Here is a 19,593-nt window from a genome sequence, read left to right on the forward strand (position 1 = left end):
AATTGAGAAAATTTGTCAATCTAAATGTACTGACAAACTTGTCCATCGCGGTAGGCATTGTCAATCAAACCACCACCGAGACATTCTTCACCATCATAAAAGACAACTGCTTGTCCTGGTGTAATGGCGCGCTGCGGTTCTGCAAAGATGACCTCTGCCTTGTCTCCTTTGACATGAACCGTCACCTTAGAGTCAGGCTGACGGTAGCGGAATTTAGCCGTGCATTCTAGTGTAAATTCCTCTGGCATGTCACGAGTAAAGTGGACTTGACTGGCTTCTAGGCTAGTTGACATGAGCGAGTCATGGTAGAATCCTTGTCCGACATAGAGGATATTTTGGCTCAAATCTTTTCCGACAACGAACCACGGTGCATTGTCACCGCCGTGTTGGCCACCGATACCAAGTCCGCCACGCTGACCGATTGTATAATACATGAGACCTGCATGCTCACCCATATCGCGACCATCCACAGTCATCATGCGACCAGGCTGAGCTGGCAGGTAGTTACTGAGGAAGTTTTTAAAGTTCTTCTCTCCGATAAAGCAAATCCCTGTTGAATCTTTCTTCTTAGCAGTCGCAAGGCCTGCTTCTTCTGCTAGTCTGCGAACTTCAGGCTTTTCCAAATGTCCCAGTGGGAACATGGTTTTTTGAAGTTGTTCTTGCGAAAGTTGACTGAGGAAATAGGTCTGATCCTTGCCATTGTCCACGCCACGAAGCATGTGAACGATGCCATCCTCATCACGCGCCACTCGAGCATAATGCCCCGTCGCTACATAGTCTGCCCCCAAGGTCATAGCATAGTCCAAAAAGGCCTTGAACTTGATTTCCTTATTGCACATAACGTCTGGATTCGGCGTGCGCCCTGCACGGTATTCCGCTAGGAAATACTCAAAAACGCGGTCCCAGTACTCTTTTTCAAAATTAACAGAGTAGTAGGGAATGCCAATCTGGTCCGCCACCGCAGCCACATCCTTGTAATCTTCGGTCGCCGTACAGACGCCGTTTTCATCTGTATCGTCCCAGTTCTTCATGAAGATACCGATCACATCGTAGCCCTGCTCCTTGAGCAAGAGAGCCGTCACCGACGAATCAACACCACCACTCATCCCCACGACAACACGTGTTTTAGAGTTATCACTCATGGTAAGTCTCCCATCTATTCGTTTATTCATACCCTTCAAAATTCTATTCATTATGACTTTCAATAGAATTTCTTTGAGTATAGTCTTTTCGTTTGCTTTTAGGAGTAAAATGGTCTGGGAGACCATTTTAGCCTATCATCTTAAAATGAAAATATGATAGGCAACGAGTCGCAGGCATAACTTGAGTTCGCTCAATCAGTCTGGGAGACTGATTGAGGTTATAAATCAGACAAGCTCAGCTTGCATCTCATTTCGAGTTAACGACGTAATAAAAGATAAACGAAATGACTAGTTCACGATTGAAGGTCGTGTGTGCTTTACGATTGAAGGTCGCTTGAGCAGTATTCATTATAACACGCTTGGTTAGAGAAGACAAGAAAGAGGCTGATAAATCATCTCAACCTCTCTTTCTTCCTTTGCAAACGAATCAATTTTCCCCTTTAAGTTCTTTCTTCGCTTGTTCTATCTGGTATTTCACTTGCTCAAAGCCGGTTCCTCCTAAGGAATTCCGTCTCTGAACAGCGGTTTCTGGGCGCAAGTAGATATAAATATCCTCTTCAATCAAGGGATGGTAGACTTGCAACTCCTCCAAATCCCAATCTTGGATGTTTTTACCATGCTTGATAGAGTTTAGAACCAATTTTCCTACAATTTCATGCGCTTCTCTAAAGGGGAGGCCTTTTTCTGCCAAATAATCTGCCAGTTCGGTCGCATTCGAAAAATCATTCTCTGTGGATTGCTGCATTTTGGCCTTATTAACCTGCATGCTCGATAGCATACCTGCCAACACATCCAGAGAATTCAAAATCGTTTCTACTGTATCAAACATGCCTTCCTTGTCCTCTTGCAAATCCTTATTATAAGCCAGGGGCAAAGACTTCATGACGGTCAATAGCCCAAGCAAGTGCCCGTAAACCCGTCCTGTCTTCCCTCGAATCAACTCAGCCATGTCAGGATTTTTCTTCTGGGGCATGATAGACGAACCCGTTGAAAAGCTATCAGACAAGCTAATGTACTGATACTCAAAACTGCACCAATTGATGATTTCCTCACAAAAACGACTCATATGCATCATCAAAATGCTGGCATTTGATAGAAATTCTAAGATAAAATCACGGTCACTCACTGCGTCCAAGGAATTGGTATAGGGTTGTTGGAAACCCAGTAAATCACTCGATAATTGACGATTGATTGGAAAAGTTGTCCCCGCCAAAGCAGCCGCACCTAGGGGAGATAGGTCCGTATGTTTCAAGTTAAATGCAAAGCGCTCGCTGTCCCTTTGGAACATATTGTAATAAGCCATGAGATGGTGGGCAAAACTAATCGGTTGGGCGTGTTGCAAATGAGTATAGCCTGGCATGATGGTTTCCACATGTTTTTCAGCCAAATCCAGCAAAACACCGTTCAGATTCGCCAACTTATCCAAGACATGGCCAAGCTGCTCCTTTAGATATAAGTGCATATCCGTTGCGACTTGGTCATTCCGAGAACGAGCCGTGTGCAATTTCCCAGCCAGAGGACCGATTTTCTCTGTCAGCAACACTTCCATATTCATATGAATATCTTCATTTGCAATATCAAAATGAAGCTCTCCTGCCTCTAAATCTCGCAACAAAGCTTTCAGACCATCTTGAATCTGCTCCGCCTCTTCCAAGCTTAAAATGCCAGTCTGTCCTAGCATTTGAACATGAGCTAGGGAGCCGATCAAATCAAATTTTGCCAGCTGGTGGTCAAAGGAAATACTCGCACCGAACTGTTCTACCCAATCTTCCACAGTGCCTTCAAATCGACCACCCCATAATTTTGTATTTTTCGACATATCCTGTCGTCCCTTTCTATCGCATCACTACTCAACATTTTTCTGAACTTCTGAATAAACCTTAGTCGGAAGCCCCCAAAGCTTGATAAATCCAACAGCCGCATCTTGGTCAAAGGTATCCGCACTAGTATAAGTCGCCAAATTTTCATCATAAAGAGAATTTGGAGATTTCCGAGCCACCACCTGGGCGTTCCCCTTATAGAGTTTAACTTTTGCAGTTCCATTGACAACTTTCTGTGTCTCCTTGATATAGGCAATCAAAGCCTGAGTTGCTGGGCTAAACCACAAGGCATTATAGATGAGATTGGACAACTCATTTTCGATAATGGGTTTGAAATGAGCCACTTCTCTCACAAGAGTCAAGTCTTCAATCTCCTTATGAGCTGCCAATAAAGTCACAGCACCTGGGCACTCATAAATCTCTCTTGACTTAATACCGACTAGGCGATTTTCCACATGGTCAATACGACCGACACCGTGTTTGCCTGCAATTTCATTTAGCTTTTGAATCAAATCCGCCACTTTCATCTTCTCACCATTGAGGGAGATGGGCACCCCACAGCTAAACTCAATATCAATAAATTCTGGACTGTCTGGCGCCTCTTCTGGCGAAGACGTGATTCCAAATGCTTCTTCTGGCGCTTGGTTCCAAGGGTTTTCCAAGACACCACATTCATTTGCGCGTCCCCAAAGATTTTGATCAACAGAGTAAGGATTGTCAAGGTCAGCAGGAACTGGAACGCCGTTTTCTTTGGCATATTGGATTTCTTCTTCACGAGACCATTTCCACTCACGAACAGGCGCAACTACCTTTAAATTGGGATCCAAAGCTGCAATAGAGACTTCAAACCGAACTTGGTCGTTTCCCTTACCTGTACAACCATGGGCAATTGTGGTTGCCCCCGTCTGATGAGCTATTTCAACGAGTTTTTTTGAAATAAGAGGGCGACTCAGAGCAGATACCAAGGGATACTTCTGTTCATAGTAGGCATGAGCCTGAAGGGCCACTAAAACATAGTCATTAGCAAATTCTTCCTTAACATCAATGACATAAGACTCAACAGCCCCAACCTTGAGAGCTTTATCGTGGATGAACTCCAAATCTTTTCCTTCACCCACATCCATACAAACAGCAATCACATCATAGTCTTTTTTTAACCACGTAATAGCAACTGATGTATCCAATCCACCTGAATAGGCTAAAATAACTTTTTCCTTACTCATTCCTCTTCCTTCTTTCTATTTTTCGATAGAGGCTTTAAAAGCATCGTCAATCAATTTGTCCAACTCCCCAGAATCCTTCAGCTTCTGGATGGTTTTGTCAACCGCTTCTTTCAATTCCTTACTGTCTTTTTTCATCGCAACAGCGTAGGAATCTTCTTTATCATTATCAACATCAAACTCAGCGATGGCTAGGTCTGGATTATTCTCTACATATCCTTTCGCCACTGGCTCCTCAAAGATAACCGCGTCCAGTTGCCCTGATTTCAAATCTGTTATCAAATTTCCATTTTTAGGAAGTGAAACGAGAGAAGAATTCTGCAAGGTTTCTTTGACCAAAGTCTCCTGTATCGAACCTTTCTGCGCTCCAACCTTTTTCTGAGCCAAATCCTTCACAGATTGGTAATTCGTTAATTCAGATTTTCTTACGATAACCTTATTTTTCGAAGTATAGTAGGGAATTGAAAAATTGTAAACTTGACTTCTCTCCTCCGTTTTAGAAATGCCTGATATGGCAAGATCGGCTTTACCTGAATCAAGACTAGCCAGTACATTGTCAAAACTCATTGGAGAGAACTCCACTTCCACACCTAGTTCCTTTGCGATGGTTTTGGCTAGCTCAACATCTGAACCTACAATCTGATTTTTCCCATCGACTAATTTCTGGTATTCAAATGGAGCAAACTCTGGATTTAGGGCCACCACCAATTTTCCTTTAGCTTTAATGGCTTCAACACCTTGGGACTGACTGTTACTACAAGCAAACAGTAAGGGGAACATAAGCAAACCAAACATCGTCATCAGCACCTTCTTTACTTTATTCATAGAAAACCTCCTCTTATTTTTATACTTTTAAATTGTATAAATAATACACTTCTCAAAAACATTTGTCAAGCCAAAACTGAATTTTATTTCATTTCAAACAAAAAAAAGCTTATTATATGATATATTTTTACATATAATAAGCTTATTTATACTATTTGAGTTTTGAAACAATTTGAAGACTTTCGTTGGGATTATACAAATAGAGCAGTACTGAGAAGATCGTTACACTTTTTGTTATAGAGAAACAAAAAAGAGTCCTAAAGGACTCTTTTATTCTTAATACCAACCGTTGTTAAGCCAGAAGTTCTTGGCAGCTGTCCATGAACCGTATCGTCCCGCAACGTAAGCATCTGCTACGCGTTCTTGGTTTTCAGCTGAGTAGTCGCCGTTCAAGTATGAATCTGTCAATTGGTAACGTCCGATGTAACGCCCGTTTGTAGCTGTGTAGCTACCGCCTGATTCTTTTTGAGCGATCCATTCTTTGGCTTCTGCTTCAGAACCACTTACAGTTGAAGCTGTGTAACTTTCTTCTTCATAAGAAGTGCTGGTTGTAGCAGCTGGAGCTTCGTAAGTTGTTGTTTCAGTTATTTCTTCGTAAGTCGTAGTCTCTTCGATTGTTTCTCCTGTTGCAGCTGGTGCTTCATAAGTTTTCGCAGCTGGAGCTGTCCCTTCGATGACCAAAACTTGATCCACAAAGATCAGATGAATATCCTCTATCTTGTTTTTTTCTGCCAATTTTTCAACAGTGGTGTTGTACTTCTCAGCGATTTCTGAAAGAGTGTCACCTGGTTTCACTGTATAAGTGATTGTTTCATCTGCAAAAGCAAGTGATGGTGCAAGGAAAGCAAGGAAAGTTGCTGCTCCTGCAAGAGTTAATTTGATTTTTTTAGTTGTTAATGTCATTTCTAAAAATTCTCCTTTTTACTATGCTTCTATCATACCGTTTGAATATTACCGTTTCTTGACGGTTTCGTGTAGAAATATTACAAAAATATTTTATATTTACTGAAACATTGATATTTTTGTCATAAAAGACAAGATTTTATACTATTTTTATCCATTTTTTTAGTTTTATAAGGGAAATAAGCACAGAACTTCATTCTTTGATATAATAGAAATAAGAATCTTTGTAAGGGGAAACAGATGCAATCACTTCGTTTTCAATCTGTCTTTGATATTATCGGCCCTGTCATGATTGGCCCATCAAGTAGCCATACAGCTGGTGCGGTTCGTATCGGAAAAATCGTGTCTTCTATCTTTGGTGATAGACCGACAGAGGTGGAATTCCAACTATTTAATTCATTTGCCAAGACCTACCGTGGCCACGGGACTGACCTAGCTCTCGTCGCTGGAATTTTAGGTATGGATACGGATGATCCTGACATTCCCAATAGCCTTGAGATTGCTCATAAGCGTGGTATCAAGATTGTCTGGACCATTCAGAAAGACAGCAATGCTCCTCATCCTAATACCACTAAAATTACTGTGAAGAATGAACACAAGTCCATCAGTGTGACAGGTATTTCTATCGGCGGGGGAAATATCCAGGTCACGGAACTCAATGGTTTTGCCGTTTCTCTCAATATGAATACCCCGACCATCATCATCGTGCATCAGGATGTTCCGGGGATGATTGCCCATGTTACTGAAGCCCTCTCTCGTTTCGATATCAACATCGCTCAGATGAATGTGACTCGGGAAAAAGCTGGAGAAAAAGCCATCATGATTATCGAAGTCGATAGTCGAAGTTGCGAAGAGGCGATTGAAGAAATCCGAAAAATTCCTCATCTCCACAATGTCAATTTCTTTAAGTAGGAGGAAACATGTTTTATTCTATCAAAGAATTGGTCGAGCAGGCGGATCTAGACTTCCAAGGAAATGTCGCAGAACTCATGATCGCGACAGAATATGAACTGACCGGCCGGGAACGTGCAGAAGTTCTTCTCCTCATGGAGCGCAATCTAGAAGTCATGAAAGCCTCTGTTGAGCTCGGTCTTAGTGAAAACAAATCTCGTAGTGGCCTAACGGGTGGCGATGCAGCCAAGCTAGATCGCCATCTCAAAAGTGGCAAGGCCTTGTCTGACTTTACCATCCTATCAGCTGCCCGAAATGCCATCGCGGTCAATGAACACAACGCCAAAATGGGCTTGGTCTGCGCCACTCCAACCGCAGGAAGTGCTGGCTGTCTGCCTGCCGTTCTTACTGCAGCTATTCAAAAACTTGACCTCACCCACGAAGAACAGCTGGATTTCCTCTTTGCTGCTGGTGCCTTTGGATTGGTTATCGCAAACAACGCTTCTATTTCAGGTGCTGAAGGTGGCTGTCAGGCCGAAGTTGGCTCTGCCTCTGCCATGAGTGCCGCAGCCTTGACCTTGGCTGCAGGTGGAAGCCCCTATCAGGCTAGCCAAGCCATTGCCTTTGTCATTAAAAATATGCTGGGCCTCATCTGTGACCCTGTCGCTGGTTTGGTCGAGATTCCATGTGTCAAACGCAATGCCCTGGGAGCCAGCTTTGCCTTTATCGCGGCTGATATGGCCTTGGCAGGTATCGAGTCTAAGATCCCTGTTGACGAAGTCATCGATGCCATGTACCAAGTCGGATCGAGCCTCCCAACTGCCTTCCGAGAAACGGCTGAAGGTGGACTCGCTGCCACCCCTACTGGCCGTCGCCTACAAAAAGAAATCTTCGGAGAATAACCTTATCTAATAGGAGAAACTATGTCATCAATCTCAGCCATCTTTTTCGATCTAGACGGAACCCTGGTTGACAGTTCCCTCGGGATCCACAATGCCTTTACCCATACCTTTAAAGAGCTAGGAGTTCCAAGCCCTGATGCCAAAACCATTCGTGGTTTCATGGGCCCGCCACTTGAAAGTAGCTTTGCAACGTGTCTTCCCAAGGAACAAATCTCAGAAGCTGTGCAGATATACCGCTCTTACTACAAGGAAAAAGGAATCCACGAAGCCCAACTCTTCCCCCGAATAACAGAATTGCTTCAAGAGCTTTCGCAAAACTACCCTCTATACATCACTACAACAAAGAATACTCCTACTGCTCATGATATGACTAAAAATCTGGGAATCCATCATTTCTTTGATGGCATTTACGGCTCTAGTCCTGAAACGCCACATAAGGCAGATGTCATCCGTTACGCCTTGCAAACGCATCAACTCCATGCAGACCAAGTCCTCATCATTGGGGATACCAAGTTTGATATGATTGGAGCCCAAGAAACTGGCATTAAAAAGTTTGCTGTTACTTGGGGATTTGGAGAAGAGGCTGATTTACTCAGCTATCAGCCTGACTGGATTGCCCATACCATTGATGATATCATTAGCCAGCTCTAACCATACAAAAATACTCCTAACACTAGTGAACTAGGTTGAGGAGTATTTTTTATATGTTGTTACTATCAGAAGGAATCAACTCCATGCTTAAGCAGTAATTTGATCCTGTTCTTCAGTATCTGTATCTTCATCCTTCTTACTTGGCCAAGCAAGCATGACAATAAGAGCAATCGGTCCAACGAGAGGAACCAAAGCAATGAAGATAAAGGCCCAGTGGAAACCAGCGTCTCGTAAGCAGCGAAGCGACTCAGCCGCTTTAAAATAGAGTAGAAATATCTTAATATTTTCGTACCATTTCTTCAAACTGAGAGTCTTCAGTGTTCTCTTTATTTGTTTCACTATTCTCTATCACTTTTTCTCCAAATCGTTGACTGGGCATAGCGAGCATAACGAGCAGTGTTATTGCACCCAAAGGGACAAGTACAATAAAGATATAGGCCCAATGGATACCCACATCTCGTAAGCGACGTACTATCAGTGCTAGTAGAGGAACAAACTCTATTATAAACAAAATAATACACATACTGAAGACCGCAATATTCCTGATGGCTTTATCAGATTCTACTCCAGTAAAAAGTGAGTAGTAGGCGGGCAAGAAAATCACCATATTTAGTAGCCAAACCCACCAAAATTCTGGACGTGTGGAACGACCAGAAAAATTTGCATAGCCTTTGAAAAAACTCCTAATAGCACTCAGCATACAAAAATCTCCTTTTGACTTTAATACTTATTTCGCAAAGTTATGTTACCAGCTTAAAAAAGAGGTAGTTTTTAGATTGTCTGAAATCACTCTCCTGATAGATCACATAATATCGTCCCTTGAATAGTTGCGCTTATTAAACCTTTGAAAGATCCGATGTTCTCTACTCTCTATTTATAAAAACCAGCTTTCTGATTCTCTCAGAAAACTGGCGATAGTTGTTTCATTATGAAGGTAGTTGGACACTCTTACTCAGCATGAGTTGTCTCATTTGCAAAGGAAATGATCGCTTCTTTAAGCTCATCTCCACTGAGTGAACGGAACTCCTCAATTTTCTGATTGATGGCTTCTAGTGGCATGACATTTACCTTACCAACGAAAATCTTGTCCATGACTTGGTTATCAACCAATTCGGTCGAAACCAAGAGTTCTTCATAGAGTTTTTCACCTGGACGAATACCGACCTCAACGATTGGAATTTCGCTTTCTGTGTGCCCGCTTAGAAGCACCATTTTCTTGGCTAAGTCGTAGATCTTAACTGGTTTGCCCATATCAAGGATAAAGACTTCTCCGTCCTTGGCATAAGCGCCAGCATGGATTACTAGACGGCTAGCCTCTGGAATAGTCATGAAGTAACGTGTCATGCGGAAGTCTGTCACCGTTACAGGGCCACCTTCAGCAATCTGGCGTTCAAAGACAGGAATCACGCTACCACGACTACCGAGAACATTCCCAAAACGAACTGCGCAGTAGGTTGATTTGCTACGTTGGTTAAAGCCAGTGACAATCAACTCTGCCACGCGCTTGGTTGCCCCCATAACATTGGGTGGATTGACCGCCTTGTCTGTCGAAATCATGACCATCTTAGGCACCTTGGCTGCATCCACAGCCTTGGCAACGTTGTAGGTACCGAGGATATTGTTTTTGAAGGCTTCTTTTGGATTGCGTTCCATCATCGGAACGTGTTTGTGAGCGGCAGCATGATAGACGATGGCTGGTTTATACTGCTCAAACACCTGCAAGAGACGGTCATAGTCCTGAATATCTGCAATAACAGGAACATAATCAATCCCTTGGAATGTACGGATCAATTCATGATAAACGAGATAGATTGAATTTTCGCCATGCCCAAGCAAGATGATACGTTCTGGATTGAAGCGGCTAACCTGACGACAAATCTCTGAACCAATCGAACCACCAGCTCCTGTCACCAGGATGGTCTTGCCTGTAATCTCAGTACCCAGGCGCGATTCGTCGAGACGAATTTCCTGACGGCCCAAAAGGTCTGTGATATCAATTTTCTGGAAGCCACTACCTGATTGATGGAGTCCTTGAACGACTGTCTCAACCTTAGGCATCTTGTAACATTTGACGCCTAGTTTATTACACATCTGCAAGATGCGTTCGTACTCTGAAGGGTCTAGCGAAGGGATCGCTACAATGACACGCTCGATTTGGTGACGTTTAGCCAATTCAGGCAGATTGTCATAGGAGTCCAAAACTGGGATTCCACCTAGTTTTTGTCCCTTTTTCTTTTCATCGTTATCCAAAATCCCCACTAGCTCAAGGTCGCTAGTTGGATGTTGGTAGCTGTTCATAAAGAGGGCGCCACCATCACCAGCACCGATCAAGAAGGTACGGCGATGCTCTCCATCTCCACTACCTTGCTTGCGCTTAGAATAAATCAGCTGCCAAGTGATACGAGGAAGCAAGATGAGGAAGGTACTCAACAAAATGAAGAGTACGATGAAACGGATAGAAAACAATGGAAGAAAGGCATAGCAGATTCCATAAGAAAGAACACTGCTGAGCATCACTCCGAAAAAGATTTTCATGAAATCCGTAATCTTGCTATAACGACTAATACTAGCATTTAGCCCCCAAAACGCAATCATGATTTGATAGAGGAGGAAGGCTAAAAGAGTGTAGATCACGTAATCCACAGGCGCAGGATTTATAAGGCCATAAAACAAGATATAAGATACGATGATGGAAACCACCATACTCAGAATATCGAATATCCCCCAAAACACTTGTTTTTGCTGTTTATTTAAAATTTCAACCAGATCAATCACATAATCTGTTAGTTTTTTATTCATAGGAATTTACTCCCCCTTAAAAGAGTCAGATGATACTGTTGTTATGATAACCTGAATCATTCAGTCTATCGGGGCTTACTTTCTCTTTCTTAAAAGTTTGACGAAGATAAACTGACGTACAAATCCTGGACAAAGTGCAACAATTGCCTGAATGGCTACACTTTTAGCATATTCCATGTAAGAAATTTGCCCTCGCTCAAGCATCCGTTGGCGAGCTTGACGATAGAGTTTGAGGTAACGCAAGCCACCTCGACGCTCAAACATCCCTGCACCGACACGAACCTTACACAAGATTTGATCTAGGTTCCCAGTCTTGGCACCTGCAGCAATCATATTGAGCCAAAGGAGGTCATCCTCCATGTAAAGGCCATCTTCATAGTTGCCTGCCTTGAGGACCATGCCCTTTTTGAACATGACTGTCATATGGTTAAAGGCGCTTCTCATTCTCTGATAAGCCACAATGTCTGCATGCTGAGTTGGAACACGACGATAAGACACAATCTCATCTGGATTGTCAATGAACTCTGCGATATGCCCGCCTAAGAGATCGAGATCTTCTTTCTCCATTAGCTGAAGCTGTTTCTCAAAACGATCCGGAACAGCTAAATCATCCGTATCCATGCGGGCAATAATGTCATACTGGCACTGTAAAACACCGTATCGAAGAGCCAAGCCTAAACCTTGATTTTCTTCTAAGGGGCACCGTTTAACTGGAATGTCTGACTGAGCTTCCACTTCATCTAGCACCTGATAGAGTTCGGGTGTGAGCGGCCCATCCTCAACAAGAACAAGTTCGCTCGGTTTCAAGGTCTGGTTTTGAACACTTTTGATAGCATCTCTTAAAAACGTCGGATTTTCCTTTACATAGACCGACATCAAGACGCTGATTTTTTGCTTTTCAGGCACAGTTTTTCTCCAATGTATAGATTTCCTTCCACTATTTTATCACAAATTCTCCTAGTTTCCTATTTTTATATCAAATCAAGGAAAATTCTAGTAAAGAAATCTGTCCCTTTTCACTTTATTTTCACTTCCATTGATTTATCTGTCTTGGCTATCATTACTTGACATTATAAGGAAAAAACCTTAAAATAAGCTGTTATTAAAATCATCCTATCGAGGTTTTTATGAAAAAACAATCACTCTTTTTTGTTCTAGGAATTGTCTTAATCGGGACTGTTTTACGCTCTCCTTTTACTGCTCTTCCAACCATTTTAGGAGATATCGCTCAGGGACTAGGAGTGGAGGTTAGCTCTCTTGGGATTTTAACCAGTCTCCCTCTCTTGATGTTTGCTCTTTTCTCTGCTTTTGCAAGCCGCTTGGCACAAAAAATCGGGTTGGAACACCTCTTTACTTACTGTCTCCTCCTCTTAACTGTTGGCTCTGTCATTCGTATCTTCAATCTTCCCCTTCTTTATCTAGGAACCCTAATTGTGGGAGCAAGCATAGCGATCTTCAATGTACTCCTCCCAAGTATGATCCAGGCAAATCAGCCTCAAAAGATTAGTTTCCTAACAACTCTCTATGTCACTGCCATGGGAATTTCGACAGCCATCGCTTCTTATCTATCCGTCCCTATCACCCAAGCTAGTTCTTGGAAGGGCCTCATCCTCGTTCTCAGCTTTCTCTGTCTGGTCACTCTACTAGTCTGGTTGCCAAATCATCGCCACAATCACCGCCTAGAAAGCCAAAAAGAAAAGCAAGTCAAAGAGAATATTCTAAAAAGTAAAGATGTCTGGGCTATCATTGTCTTTGGTGGTCTTCAGTCCTTACTCTTTTATACAAGCATGACCTGGTTGCCAACTATGGCTATTAGTGCTGGTATTTCTAATAGTGATGCGGCTCTCCTCGCTTCTATCTTCTCACTGATCAGCATTCCTTTTTCAATGACTGTTCCAAGTCTGACGACTCGTCTATCAGATGGTCACCGTCGAGTCATGCTGGCAATTATCTCTATCGCTGGGATGACAGGAATTGCCATGCTCTTGTATCCAACCAATAATTTCCTCTACTGGTTAGTCGTCCATCTCTTGATTGGAACGGCCTGCAGTGCCCTCTTCCCCTACCTCATGGTTTGCTTTTCTCTTAAAACCAGTTCGCCAGAAAAGACAGCTCAGCTATCAGGACTAGCGCAAACAGGTGGGTACATCTTGGCGGCCTTTGGTCCTACCTTATTTGGTTATAGTTTTGACCTTTTCCAATCTTGGATCCCAGCTGTCCTTGCTCTTCTAGCTGTTGATGTCATCATGACCATCTCACTCTTTATGGTGGATAGGGCTGATAAGATACTCTAATTTTCTAAAATCCATCACAACTATACACAATGCAAAGCCAGACAGAGTCTGGCTTTTTTCGTTGACTGACTATTCAGAATATCGCTTCCAATATCATAACAGTTGCACTTGATAGACTAGTTAGTGAGGAGAAAAGTGATATAATTATATAAACAGCCTAGAAAAATAGATGCCCTTTTATAGATGCCTAAGGGCATACAACTGCAAGCAAAACAGTAAAGACTCCCTTCAAATAAAACACTGACAGGAGAAATGATACAGATGGCATATTTAACAGATAAACAAATAGAATACGGCTTTGATTACTTCCATCAGGATGAACTGCAAAGCAAGTGTATTGTTGAAGTGTCGGAGTACAAGGGAGAAAGTACGTTGACAATCAACTGCACTCAATTAGGCGATAGCTTTACCCCTCAATATAAAACTGCAAAAGAAAAGAAGCGTGTTGTCCAAGAGTGGTGTGATTTTTTAACTGACAATCCGACAGCATTCACCGAACTGGTATTTTGTACCAGGATGCCTCAAGAATTATTTGATGCTGTTTGCGCCCAACAAAATCTTAGAAAACTACATATAAAATGGGGTGTTTATCCAGATATTTCTAAGATTGCGAATCTGACTAATCTCGAATATTTGCATCTGGGTTCTGGATCCAGTGTTGGAAGTATCGAGCCCATTGCCAAATTAAGAAATTTGCTTGCTTTATCCGTGGAAAATTTTCAAAAAATAAACGACTATAGTCCGCTTACTAAGCTTAAAAATTTAGAAAGTTTGTCGATTGAAGGAGATTGTTTTGCGCCTAAAAATATCCATGTAGATTCTTTTGATTTTTTGAATGAGATGAAGCAATTAAGATATTTTAATTTTTTAGCTGGGATACTAAAAAGCAAGGATTATACTCCGATTTTAAATCTTGAAAATATAGAGCACTTAACACTTAAGCCGTCCAAGGAGCTTAGAGGGCTATATGACGAGATAAGGAAACTGCCAAAATTGAAATACGGTTCCTTGGTCGATAAGCCGGAACTTTATCTGAAATAGAAATTTGCAATGACACCTAACTGTTCTAGGCGAACAAGAAAGCCAGTGAGTTTCTGATAGTCAAATAGCAAACTTGTAAACCAGAAGGAGGAGGAAACATATGCTAGCAAAAGCTGGGGACGTCTATTGTGTTTATAATAACTATCTAAAAAAATATACAGCTTGTCAGATAACCAAAATAGAAGAGGATGATCAAAAGCCACAGGCGGTCATTCTTTCATTGGATTGGTCGGGAGAAGAGCCTCTGAAAGAGGAGGAATTATCTTCTTTACAACCACTTTATAAGGACTTTATGCACTGGAACCGAGGGATAGATCTATCAAATGTCGATGTGAATGTACCGGCAAATTATACCTTCGTTGGAAATGTTACTCCTTTAACTGATGAGAGTACAAATTCATACGCAACATGGGGAGACGGTTATGAGGTCTACAGACAGCTGAAATGGCAAGAAATAACGAAAGAACAGAGAAATACCTTTAAGGAGGCGGATAAGAGTAAAGAAAAAGTCATCTTTGCCGGAAAGGAATATCTCATTTCCAAACACCATCTCAATGACGAGTGGACACCTTTTGAAGATGCACTAGAATTAAAGGTCTTTCCTTGCTTATCTAAGTTGACATTGAAAAAATGGCACGAAAATGTATATGAGTATTTGCAATCAACTCCTTTTATTACAGAGCTAGTTCTTGAAAACCATAACCAAACAAAACTGGATTTTTCTAAAACATCACCGCATAGGCTTTCCCTCGATATGACAGGGGTAGAGGAGCTTATTCTAAATGATGATTTGGAGGAGCTTATTTTACTAGGTGAGATAACGAAAGACTGTAAAATAACGGCTTATGAGAATGGCGCTAATTTACTTCTACAACCTGAGAAAACTATTCCTAAATTGCAAGGGTTAAAAGATTTAAGAAAATTACATTTTATGAATATAAGCGAGCTTGATATCAAGGAGATTTTGATCGAATATCCAAAACTGAGGGAGTTGAGATTATGGGGGAAACCGGGTAATCTTCTTCATTTTGATACATTATCAGAGTTTAAAGAGTTGGAAGTCTTGACAACGATGGACTTGTTTGGTTTTACCGCAGAGGATATTCCAGCTCCTGATAGGCTTCCAAATTTGTATATGTTTTGGATGGACAGCTTGCCTGAGGATGCCGCTAAAATGGCAAAGAAACTTTATAAAAAACGCAAAGAAGAAGGTCTTGATTTGTGGATTACAAAGGCGAGAAAACCTGAATGGCTTGCTCAAAACTTGGACAATCCGTTTCGTTCATGGGACGGACAAGAGAATATTACACCTGCCAATGCCAAGAAAGCGGCAACCTTATATCGAAAGACTCGAGCTGGTATGGTAAAGCTCGTTGAAAGTTCACCTGATGAAATAATGCAGGGAGCCACAGAGTTGGTAAAACTCTATACAGAAGGCTTTAATAAAATGGATAAAGGGAAGTATTTCATCGAAACAGTCGAGAGAGAAGATATTTATACTGCACTTGATGACATTTTAGATTTAATCCCAGCCGAATTCAATATCGATAAAGAAAATCTTTTGAATTTCTTTGATGAGTTAAAAGATTTTTAGATTGAAAGTTTGCTTAAGTCAATGTTTGAACTGGAGGCCATTATGAGTCGCTTTATACAAAATATCACAATAGAAAATCGGCAAGTCGACAGGGAAAATTTGTTTGCCATCGGTTATTGTCCAGAAATAGCAAAACATCTACTGTGTGTTCATATCTCTTGGATTGCAGGCTACGACCGCTATTATGAGTTGGATGAAGGCGATAGGGCTCTCTTTGAAATCAATCGAGAAATATTTCTCAAAAAATATGAAAAAGAAATCAAGGCACATCTGACTGAAAGATTGATTGGTGCTGGGGCGTTGAGGGATTATGATTTTAGATGCTTGCCTGATGACATCCTAGAAAGCTTGGACAAATACCCTCCATTTGAAGGCTATGTCTATCAAGATGGCTTACTCTGTGCCCGAATCAAAATTGAAGACAGGTATTTTAATCTTCCACCGATTTATGATAAAAAGTACAGATAGTAAACACATCAAGGTTCAGATAGAGATACATAAATGTATATAAACAATAAGTGTTGAAACAATTATATCGGTGATAGTGATGAACTGGAGAATCTCGCCCTTTGTAAAATAACTACCCGAGAATGATCAGGAGGTTGCCATGGCAATAGACGGAGTAAAGATTATAGACAGCGATGATGCTTACGATATTTATAACACCATAGTGGGAAGATATAAAAATGGCGAAAATATTGCTAAGATAATCGAAGATATTTTAAATGATGAAAATAATTTTTGTATAGATGATTTTTATACTGAGATTTATTGGACAGCCTTTGCCTACTCCTTGTGGAAGATTGGACATTTACCAGAAGACATAAAAAATAAAACTCTCAAAATCATCGAAAAAGGAGCGGATAAGTTCTGGCTTGAAATTGACAGCAAAGCATTGAAACAAAGACAGAAAGCACTTGATAAACTAGCTATTCAGCTACAAAGTGTCAATCCGAAACCTCTTAAAGTTCCAAAGGCAAAAACAAAGAGGGAGCCGTACTTTAAGGTAGGAGATGTGCTTGTGGTTCAATTTGAAAATAAATACGGAGTCGGTTTTGTTTCAGATCTCGACCAAAGTCCGAGAAAAATAGAATATCACCTAGCCTTTACAAGGTTGCTACAAAAGAATAAGCCCACTATGACAGATTTTTTGAATAGCGAGATTGCTTGCAAGATGAATAATAGACAGTATGCTATTGATACTGACTGTTGGTTTAATCACAAGGATTTGGGGCTTTTACTAGATAAATTTGAGAAGATTGGTAAGGTCATATTAGAAGATTATGCTCTGTGGACTTTAGCACCTGCCTGCACCTTGGGTGATATCTATGAAGAAATCACAGCGAGTAAGGGAGCCCGAGGTCTTCGTTTTATGGAGACGTATAAATTGATAAAAGATATGGAATAAATGAGGAAGATAAGGGTTTAGATGGGAAAGGAATCTGTTTCAAAGCATATCCTAGATTATACATCATGATTCTAGCTTATCTTTAAAATATAAATTTCTGTGAAATAACTGATGTTAGTTCCTCTAAACTTCTAGTTTTTACTAGGAGTTTTTTATATATAAAATTTTTACACATATTTCTTGACAGGGCTTTCACATTGAGATACAATATATTTGAAAAGAGTATATATAAAATTTTTATATAATATAAAGGAGGTTTCCCATGTACTTCCCAACATCCTCTGCCTTGATCGAGTTTCTCATCTTGGCTGTGCTGGAGCAGGGAGATTCTTATGGTTATGAGATTAGCCAAACCATTAAACTCATCGCCAATATCAAAGAATCTACGCTCTATCCCATTCTCAAAAAATTGGAAGCCAGTGGCTTTCTGACCACCTACTCTAGAGAGTTTCAGGGACGTATGCGCAAATACTATTCCTTGACCAATCGGGGCGTAGAGCAGCTCGTTACTCTAAAGGAAGAGTGGACGCTCTATACCGACACCGTCAACGGCATCATAGAAGGGAGTATCCGCCATGACAAGAACTGACTATCTGACTCAGTTAGAAACCTATCTCCATAAACTACCTGAAGCTGACCGCATCGAAGCCATGGACTACTTTAAGGAACTATTTGACGATGCGGGTTCAGAGGGCGAAGAGGAACTCATTGCCAGTCTAGGAACTCCAAAAGAAGCTGCCCATGATATCCTTTCTGATCTTCTCGACAAGAAAGTCAATGAAGCCCCTGCTCAAAAGAATGACCGCCAACTGCTACACATTGCCCTCTTGGCCCTGCTAGTAGCTCCTATCGGAATTCCGGTTGGGATCGGCATCCTCATGGCCATCATCGGTATTTTTATCGCAGCTGTCTCCGTCATTCTAGCCTTTTTCGCTGTTTCGGTGACGGGTATCCTGCTAGGTGGACTCTTTATCATAGAGAGCTTTAGTGTTCTGGTCGAAGCCAAATCTGCCTTTATCTTGATTTTTGGGGCCGGTTTGCTTTCTATCGGTGCTTCTTCTCTTGTTCTACTAGGTATCTCCTATGTAGCTCGTTTCTTTGGCCTCCTGGTCGTCCGCTTGGTGCAATGGATTCTTAAAAAAGGAAAGAGAGGTGACAGACATGCGTAAATTGACAAAAGGATTTCTCATCTTTGGTGTAGTTTCTACAATCCTTGGTTTTATCATGATCATTGTAGGCGCCCAGTCTAATGGTATTCAAAGTTTGCTTGCCATGTCAAAAGACCCCGTCTATGACAATCGTATCGAAGAAGTGACCTTTGGAAGTGAAGTGGAAAAACTTGATTTAGCCCTTGAGGAACATAGCCTAACCATCACAGAGTCTGTAGATGACAAGATCCATATCACCTATCATCCTTCGGTGTCTGGTCGTCACGATTTGACTACTGGTATGAGTGACAAAACACTGAGCGTCACTGACAAACAAGCCTCCCAACATCGTTTTCTCGGTTCAGGAATCGAAAGCCTACTTCGTATCGCCAGCAACTATTCTAATCGTTTTGACGAAGTCGTTCTCTCCCTACCCAAAGGAAGAAAGCTGCAAGCTATCACCGTCTCAGCCAATCGTGGACAAACTAATATTCGTCAAGCCAACCTTGAAAATGCAACCATCAAAACAAAAGGCTATCTCTTAAGACTAACAGAAAGTTCTATCAAGAACAGCACATTAACGGCACCTCATATCATCAATATCTTTGATGCCGAATTGACAGATAGTCAGGTCAAGACGGAGGGAGCACACATCTATGCTGAAAATATCCAAGTTCACGGCAAGGTCGAGCTAGAGGCTTATTCCACTCTAACACTCATTCTCTCCCAGAAAGAGACCGACCGTATCAATCTAGAAATTTCTTCTCAGCATGGTGGTATCTATCGTCAACCCAAAGAAGAACATCGTGGACAAAAAGAGAATGTACTTGCCAACCCTTATAAAACGGAAAAAGCAGATATCAAGGATATGCTCATTATAAAAGCCAATCAGGATATCTACCTACCCAAGGAAGAAGAGTACTCTGCTCCACCTAGAAATCATTGACAAAAACGC

20 protein-coding genes are annotated in these 19,593 nt (G+C 41.5%); 11 read left to right on the forward strand and 9 right to left on the reverse strand.

Going from position 1 to position 19,593, the window contains the following annotated elements:
- Nucleotides 1-20: 20 nt before the first annotated feature.
- The 5 genes from mnmA to K1I53_RS05670 form a co-directional block, all read right to left on the reverse strand.
- Nucleotides 21-1,142 carry a tRNA 2-thiouridine(34) synthase MnmA gene (mnmA, locus tag K1I53_RS05650; protein WP_057488861.1) on the reverse strand — a complete coding sequence of 374 codons (1,122 nt, stop codon included), beginning with the start codon at nt 1,140-1,142 and terminating at the stop codon, nt 21-23.
- A gap of 427 nt (nt 1,143-1,569) precedes the next feature.
- Nucleotides 1,570-2,961, reverse strand: a complete 1,392-nt coding sequence (gene argH / locus K1I53_RS05655; protein WP_223328691.1) for an argininosuccinate lyase — start codon at nt 2,959-2,961, stop codon at nt 1,570-1,572.
- 27 nt (nt 2,962-2,988) lie between these two features.
- A complete protein-coding gene (locus tag K1I53_RS05660; RefSeq protein WP_000031908.1) occupies nt 2,989-4,185 on the reverse strand; it encodes an argininosuccinate synthase in 1,197 nt (398 codons plus the stop codon).
- 15 nt (nt 4,186-4,200) lie between these two features.
- Entirely contained in the window at nt 4,201-5,007 is an 807-nt protein-coding gene (locus K1I53_RS05665; RefSeq protein WP_223328692.1) for an ABC transporter substrate-binding protein, read from the reverse strand.
- Nucleotides 5,008-5,283: 276 nt separating this feature from the next.
- Nucleotides 5,284-5,910, reverse strand: coding sequence for a LysM peptidoglycan-binding domain-containing protein (locus tag K1I53_RS05670; RefSeq protein WP_038804695.1), 627 nt, complete (start codon nt 5,908-5,910; stop codon nt 5,284-5,286).
- A 240-nt stretch (nt 5,911-6,150) separates the two neighbouring features.
- Between K1I53_RS05670 and sdaAB the strand changes: the two genes are divergently transcribed.
- Genes sdaAB through K1I53_RS05685 form a run of 3 tightly spaced genes read left to right on the forward strand, consistent with a single transcriptional unit; the run spans nt 6,151 to nt 8,354 of the window.
- On the forward strand, nt 6,151-6,822 hold the full coding sequence (gene sdaAB, locus K1I53_RS05675; RefSeq protein WP_084975953.1) for an L-serine ammonia-lyase, iron-sulfur-dependent subunit beta: 672 nt from the start codon (nt 6,151-6,153) through the stop codon (nt 6,820-6,822).
- 8 nt (nt 6,823-6,830) lie between these two features.
- On the forward strand, nt 6,831-7,703 hold the full coding sequence (gene sdaAA, locus K1I53_RS05680; protein WP_223328693.1) for an L-serine ammonia-lyase, iron-sulfur-dependent, subunit alpha: 873 nt from the start codon (nt 6,831-6,833) through the stop codon (nt 7,701-7,703).
- Between the two features lie 21 nt (nt 7,704-7,724).
- Nucleotides 7,725-8,354, forward strand: coding sequence for an HAD-IA family hydrolase (locus K1I53_RS05685; protein ID WP_223328694.1), 630 nt, complete (start codon nt 7,725-7,727; stop codon nt 8,352-8,354).
- Nucleotides 8,355-8,441: 87 nt separating this feature from the next.
- On the opposite strand, the gene K1I53_RS05690 is transcribed toward K1I53_RS05685, so the two are convergent.
- From K1I53_RS05690 to K1I53_RS05705, 4 genes are all read right to left on the reverse strand, one after another.
- Nucleotides 8,442-8,657, reverse strand: a complete 216-nt coding sequence (locus K1I53_RS05690; protein WP_000759535.1) for a DUF805 domain-containing protein — start codon at nt 8,655-8,657, stop codon at nt 8,442-8,444.
- Nucleotides 8,632-9,054, reverse strand: a complete 423-nt coding sequence (locus tag K1I53_RS05695) for a DUF805 domain-containing protein (protein ID WP_223328695.1) — start codon at nt 9,052-9,054, stop codon at nt 8,632-8,634. Before K1I53_RS05695 ends, K1I53_RS05690 begins: the two co-directional genes overlap by 26 nt.
- 248 nt (nt 9,055-9,302) lie before the next feature.
- Nucleotides 9,303-11,153, reverse strand: coding sequence for a nucleoside-diphosphate sugar epimerase/dehydratase (locus K1I53_RS05700; protein ID WP_223328696.1), 1,851 nt, complete (start codon nt 11,151-11,153; stop codon nt 9,303-9,305).
- Nucleotides 11,154-11,228: 75 nt separating this feature from the next.
- Nucleotides 11,229-12,059, reverse strand: coding sequence for a glycosyltransferase (locus K1I53_RS05705; RefSeq protein WP_033630474.1), 831 nt, complete (start codon nt 12,057-12,059; stop codon nt 11,229-11,231).
- A gap of 221 nt (nt 12,060-12,280) precedes the next feature.
- Here K1I53_RS05705 and K1I53_RS05710 point away from each other — a divergent pair, with 221 nt between their 5' ends.
- The 8 genes from K1I53_RS05710 to K1I53_RS05745 all read left to right on the forward strand — a co-directional run bounded on the left by K1I53_RS05710 (nt 12,281) and on the right by K1I53_RS05745 (nt 19,584).
- Nucleotides 12,281-13,447, forward strand: a complete 1,167-nt coding sequence (locus tag K1I53_RS05710; protein WP_223328697.1) for a CynX/NimT family MFS transporter — start codon at nt 12,281-12,283, stop codon at nt 13,445-13,447.
- A 261-nt stretch (nt 13,448-13,708) separates the two neighbouring features.
- The gene (locus K1I53_RS05715) at nt 13,709-14,488 is read left to right on the forward strand and encodes a hypothetical protein (RefSeq protein WP_223328698.1); all 780 of its coding nucleotides are present in this window, start codon (nt 13,709-13,711) and stop codon (nt 14,486-14,488) included.
- Nucleotides 14,489-14,588: 100 nt separating this feature from the next.
- Nucleotides 14,589-16,082, forward strand: a complete 1,494-nt coding sequence (locus tag K1I53_RS05720) for a gliding motility protein (RefSeq protein WP_223328699.1) — start codon at nt 14,589-14,591, stop codon at nt 16,080-16,082.
- A gap of 42 nt (nt 16,083-16,124) precedes the next feature.
- Nucleotides 16,125-16,550 carry a hypothetical protein gene (locus K1I53_RS05725; protein WP_084945682.1) on the forward strand — a complete coding sequence of 142 codons (426 nt, stop codon included), beginning with the start codon at nt 16,125-16,127 and terminating at the stop codon, nt 16,548-16,550.
- A gap of 139 nt (nt 16,551-16,689) precedes the next feature.
- Nucleotides 16,690-17,490, forward strand: a complete 801-nt coding sequence (locus K1I53_RS05730; protein ID WP_223328700.1) for a hypothetical protein — start codon at nt 16,690-16,692, stop codon at nt 17,488-17,490.
- Between the two features lie 262 nt (nt 17,491-17,752).
- Nucleotides 17,753-18,079, forward strand: a complete 327-nt coding sequence (locus tag K1I53_RS05735) for a PadR family transcriptional regulator (protein WP_000273860.1) — start codon at nt 17,753-17,755, stop codon at nt 18,077-18,079.
- Complete coding sequence (locus K1I53_RS05740) at nt 18,066-18,659, forward strand: DUF1700 domain-containing protein (RefSeq protein WP_223328701.1); 594 nt, start codon at nt 18,066-18,068, stop codon at nt 18,657-18,659. Before K1I53_RS05735 ends, K1I53_RS05740 begins: the two co-directional genes overlap by 14 nt.
- Nucleotides 18,652-19,584 (forward strand): DUF4097 family beta strand repeat-containing protein, encoded by a 933-nt coding sequence (locus K1I53_RS05745; protein WP_223328702.1) that lies wholly within the window; start codon nt 18,652-18,654, stop codon nt 19,582-19,584. Before K1I53_RS05740 ends, K1I53_RS05745 begins: the two co-directional genes overlap by 8 nt.
- Nucleotides 19,585-19,593 lie beyond the last annotated feature (9 nt).

This window comes from Streptococcus oralis, from assembly GCF_019929365.1.
GTDB lineage: Bacteria > Bacillota > Bacilli > Lactobacillales > Streptococcaceae > Streptococcus > Streptococcus oralis_BT.

What these genes read in the sequence shown, in the direction of transcription:
- mnmA (WP_057488861.1), bottom strand. Translation starts at nt 1,142, where the DNA reads ATGAGTGATAACTCTAAAACACGTGTTGTCGTGGGGATGAGTGGTGGT.
- argH (WP_223328691.1), bottom strand. Translation starts at nt 2,961, where the DNA reads ATGTCGAAAAATACAAAATTATGGGGTGGTCGATTTGAAGGCACTGTG.
- K1I53_RS05660 (WP_000031908.1), bottom strand. Translation starts at nt 4,185, where the DNA reads ATGAGTAAGGAAAAAGTTATTTTAGCCTATTCAGGTGGATTGGATACA.
- K1I53_RS05665 (WP_223328692.1), bottom strand. Translation starts at nt 5,007, where the DNA reads ATGAATAAAGTAAAGAAGGTGCTGATGACGATGTTTGGTTTGCTTATG.
- K1I53_RS05670 (WP_038804695.1), bottom strand. Translation starts at nt 5,910, where the DNA reads ATGACATTAACAACTAAAAAAATCAAATTAACTCTTGCAGGAGCAGCA.
- sdaAB (WP_084975953.1), top strand. Translation starts at nt 6,151, where the DNA reads ATGCAATCACTTCGTTTTCAATCTGTCTTTGATATTATCGGCCCTGTC.
- sdaAA (WP_223328693.1), top strand. Translation starts at nt 6,831, where the DNA reads ATGTTTTATTCTATCAAAGAATTGGTCGAGCAGGCGGATCTAGACTTC.
- K1I53_RS05685 (WP_223328694.1), top strand. Translation starts at nt 7,725, where the DNA reads ATGTCATCAATCTCAGCCATCTTTTTCGATCTAGACGGAACCCTGGTT.
- K1I53_RS05695 (WP_223328695.1), bottom strand. Translation starts at nt 9,054, where the DNA reads ATGCTGAGTGCTATTAGGAGTTTTTTCAAAGGCTATGCAAATTTTTCT.
- K1I53_RS05700 (WP_223328696.1), bottom strand. Translation starts at nt 11,153, where the DNA reads ATGAATAAAAAACTAACAGATTATGTGATTGATCTGGTTGAAATTTTA.
- K1I53_RS05710 (WP_223328697.1), top strand. Translation starts at nt 12,281, where the DNA reads ATGAAAAAACAATCACTCTTTTTTGTTCTAGGAATTGTCTTAATCGGG.
- K1I53_RS05715 (WP_223328698.1), top strand. Translation starts at nt 13,709, where the DNA reads ATGGCATATTTAACAGATAAACAAATAGAATACGGCTTTGATTACTTC.
- K1I53_RS05720 (WP_223328699.1), top strand. Translation starts at nt 14,589, where the DNA reads ATGCTAGCAAAAGCTGGGGACGTCTATTGTGTTTATAATAACTATCTA.
- K1I53_RS05725 (WP_084945682.1), top strand. Translation starts at nt 16,125, where the DNA reads ATGAGTCGCTTTATACAAAATATCACAATAGAAAATCGGCAAGTCGAC.
- K1I53_RS05730 (WP_223328700.1), top strand. Translation starts at nt 16,690, where the DNA reads ATGGCAATAGACGGAGTAAAGATTATAGACAGCGATGATGCTTACGAT.
- K1I53_RS05735 (WP_000273860.1), top strand. Translation starts at nt 17,753, where the DNA reads ATGTACTTCCCAACATCCTCTGCCTTGATCGAGTTTCTCATCTTGGCT.
- K1I53_RS05740 (WP_223328701.1), top strand. Translation starts at nt 18,066, where the DNA reads ATGACAAGAACTGACTATCTGACTCAGTTAGAAACCTATCTCCATAAA.
- K1I53_RS05745 (WP_223328702.1), top strand. Translation starts at nt 18,652, where the DNA reads ATGCGTAAATTGACAAAAGGATTTCTCATCTTTGGTGTAGTTTCTACA.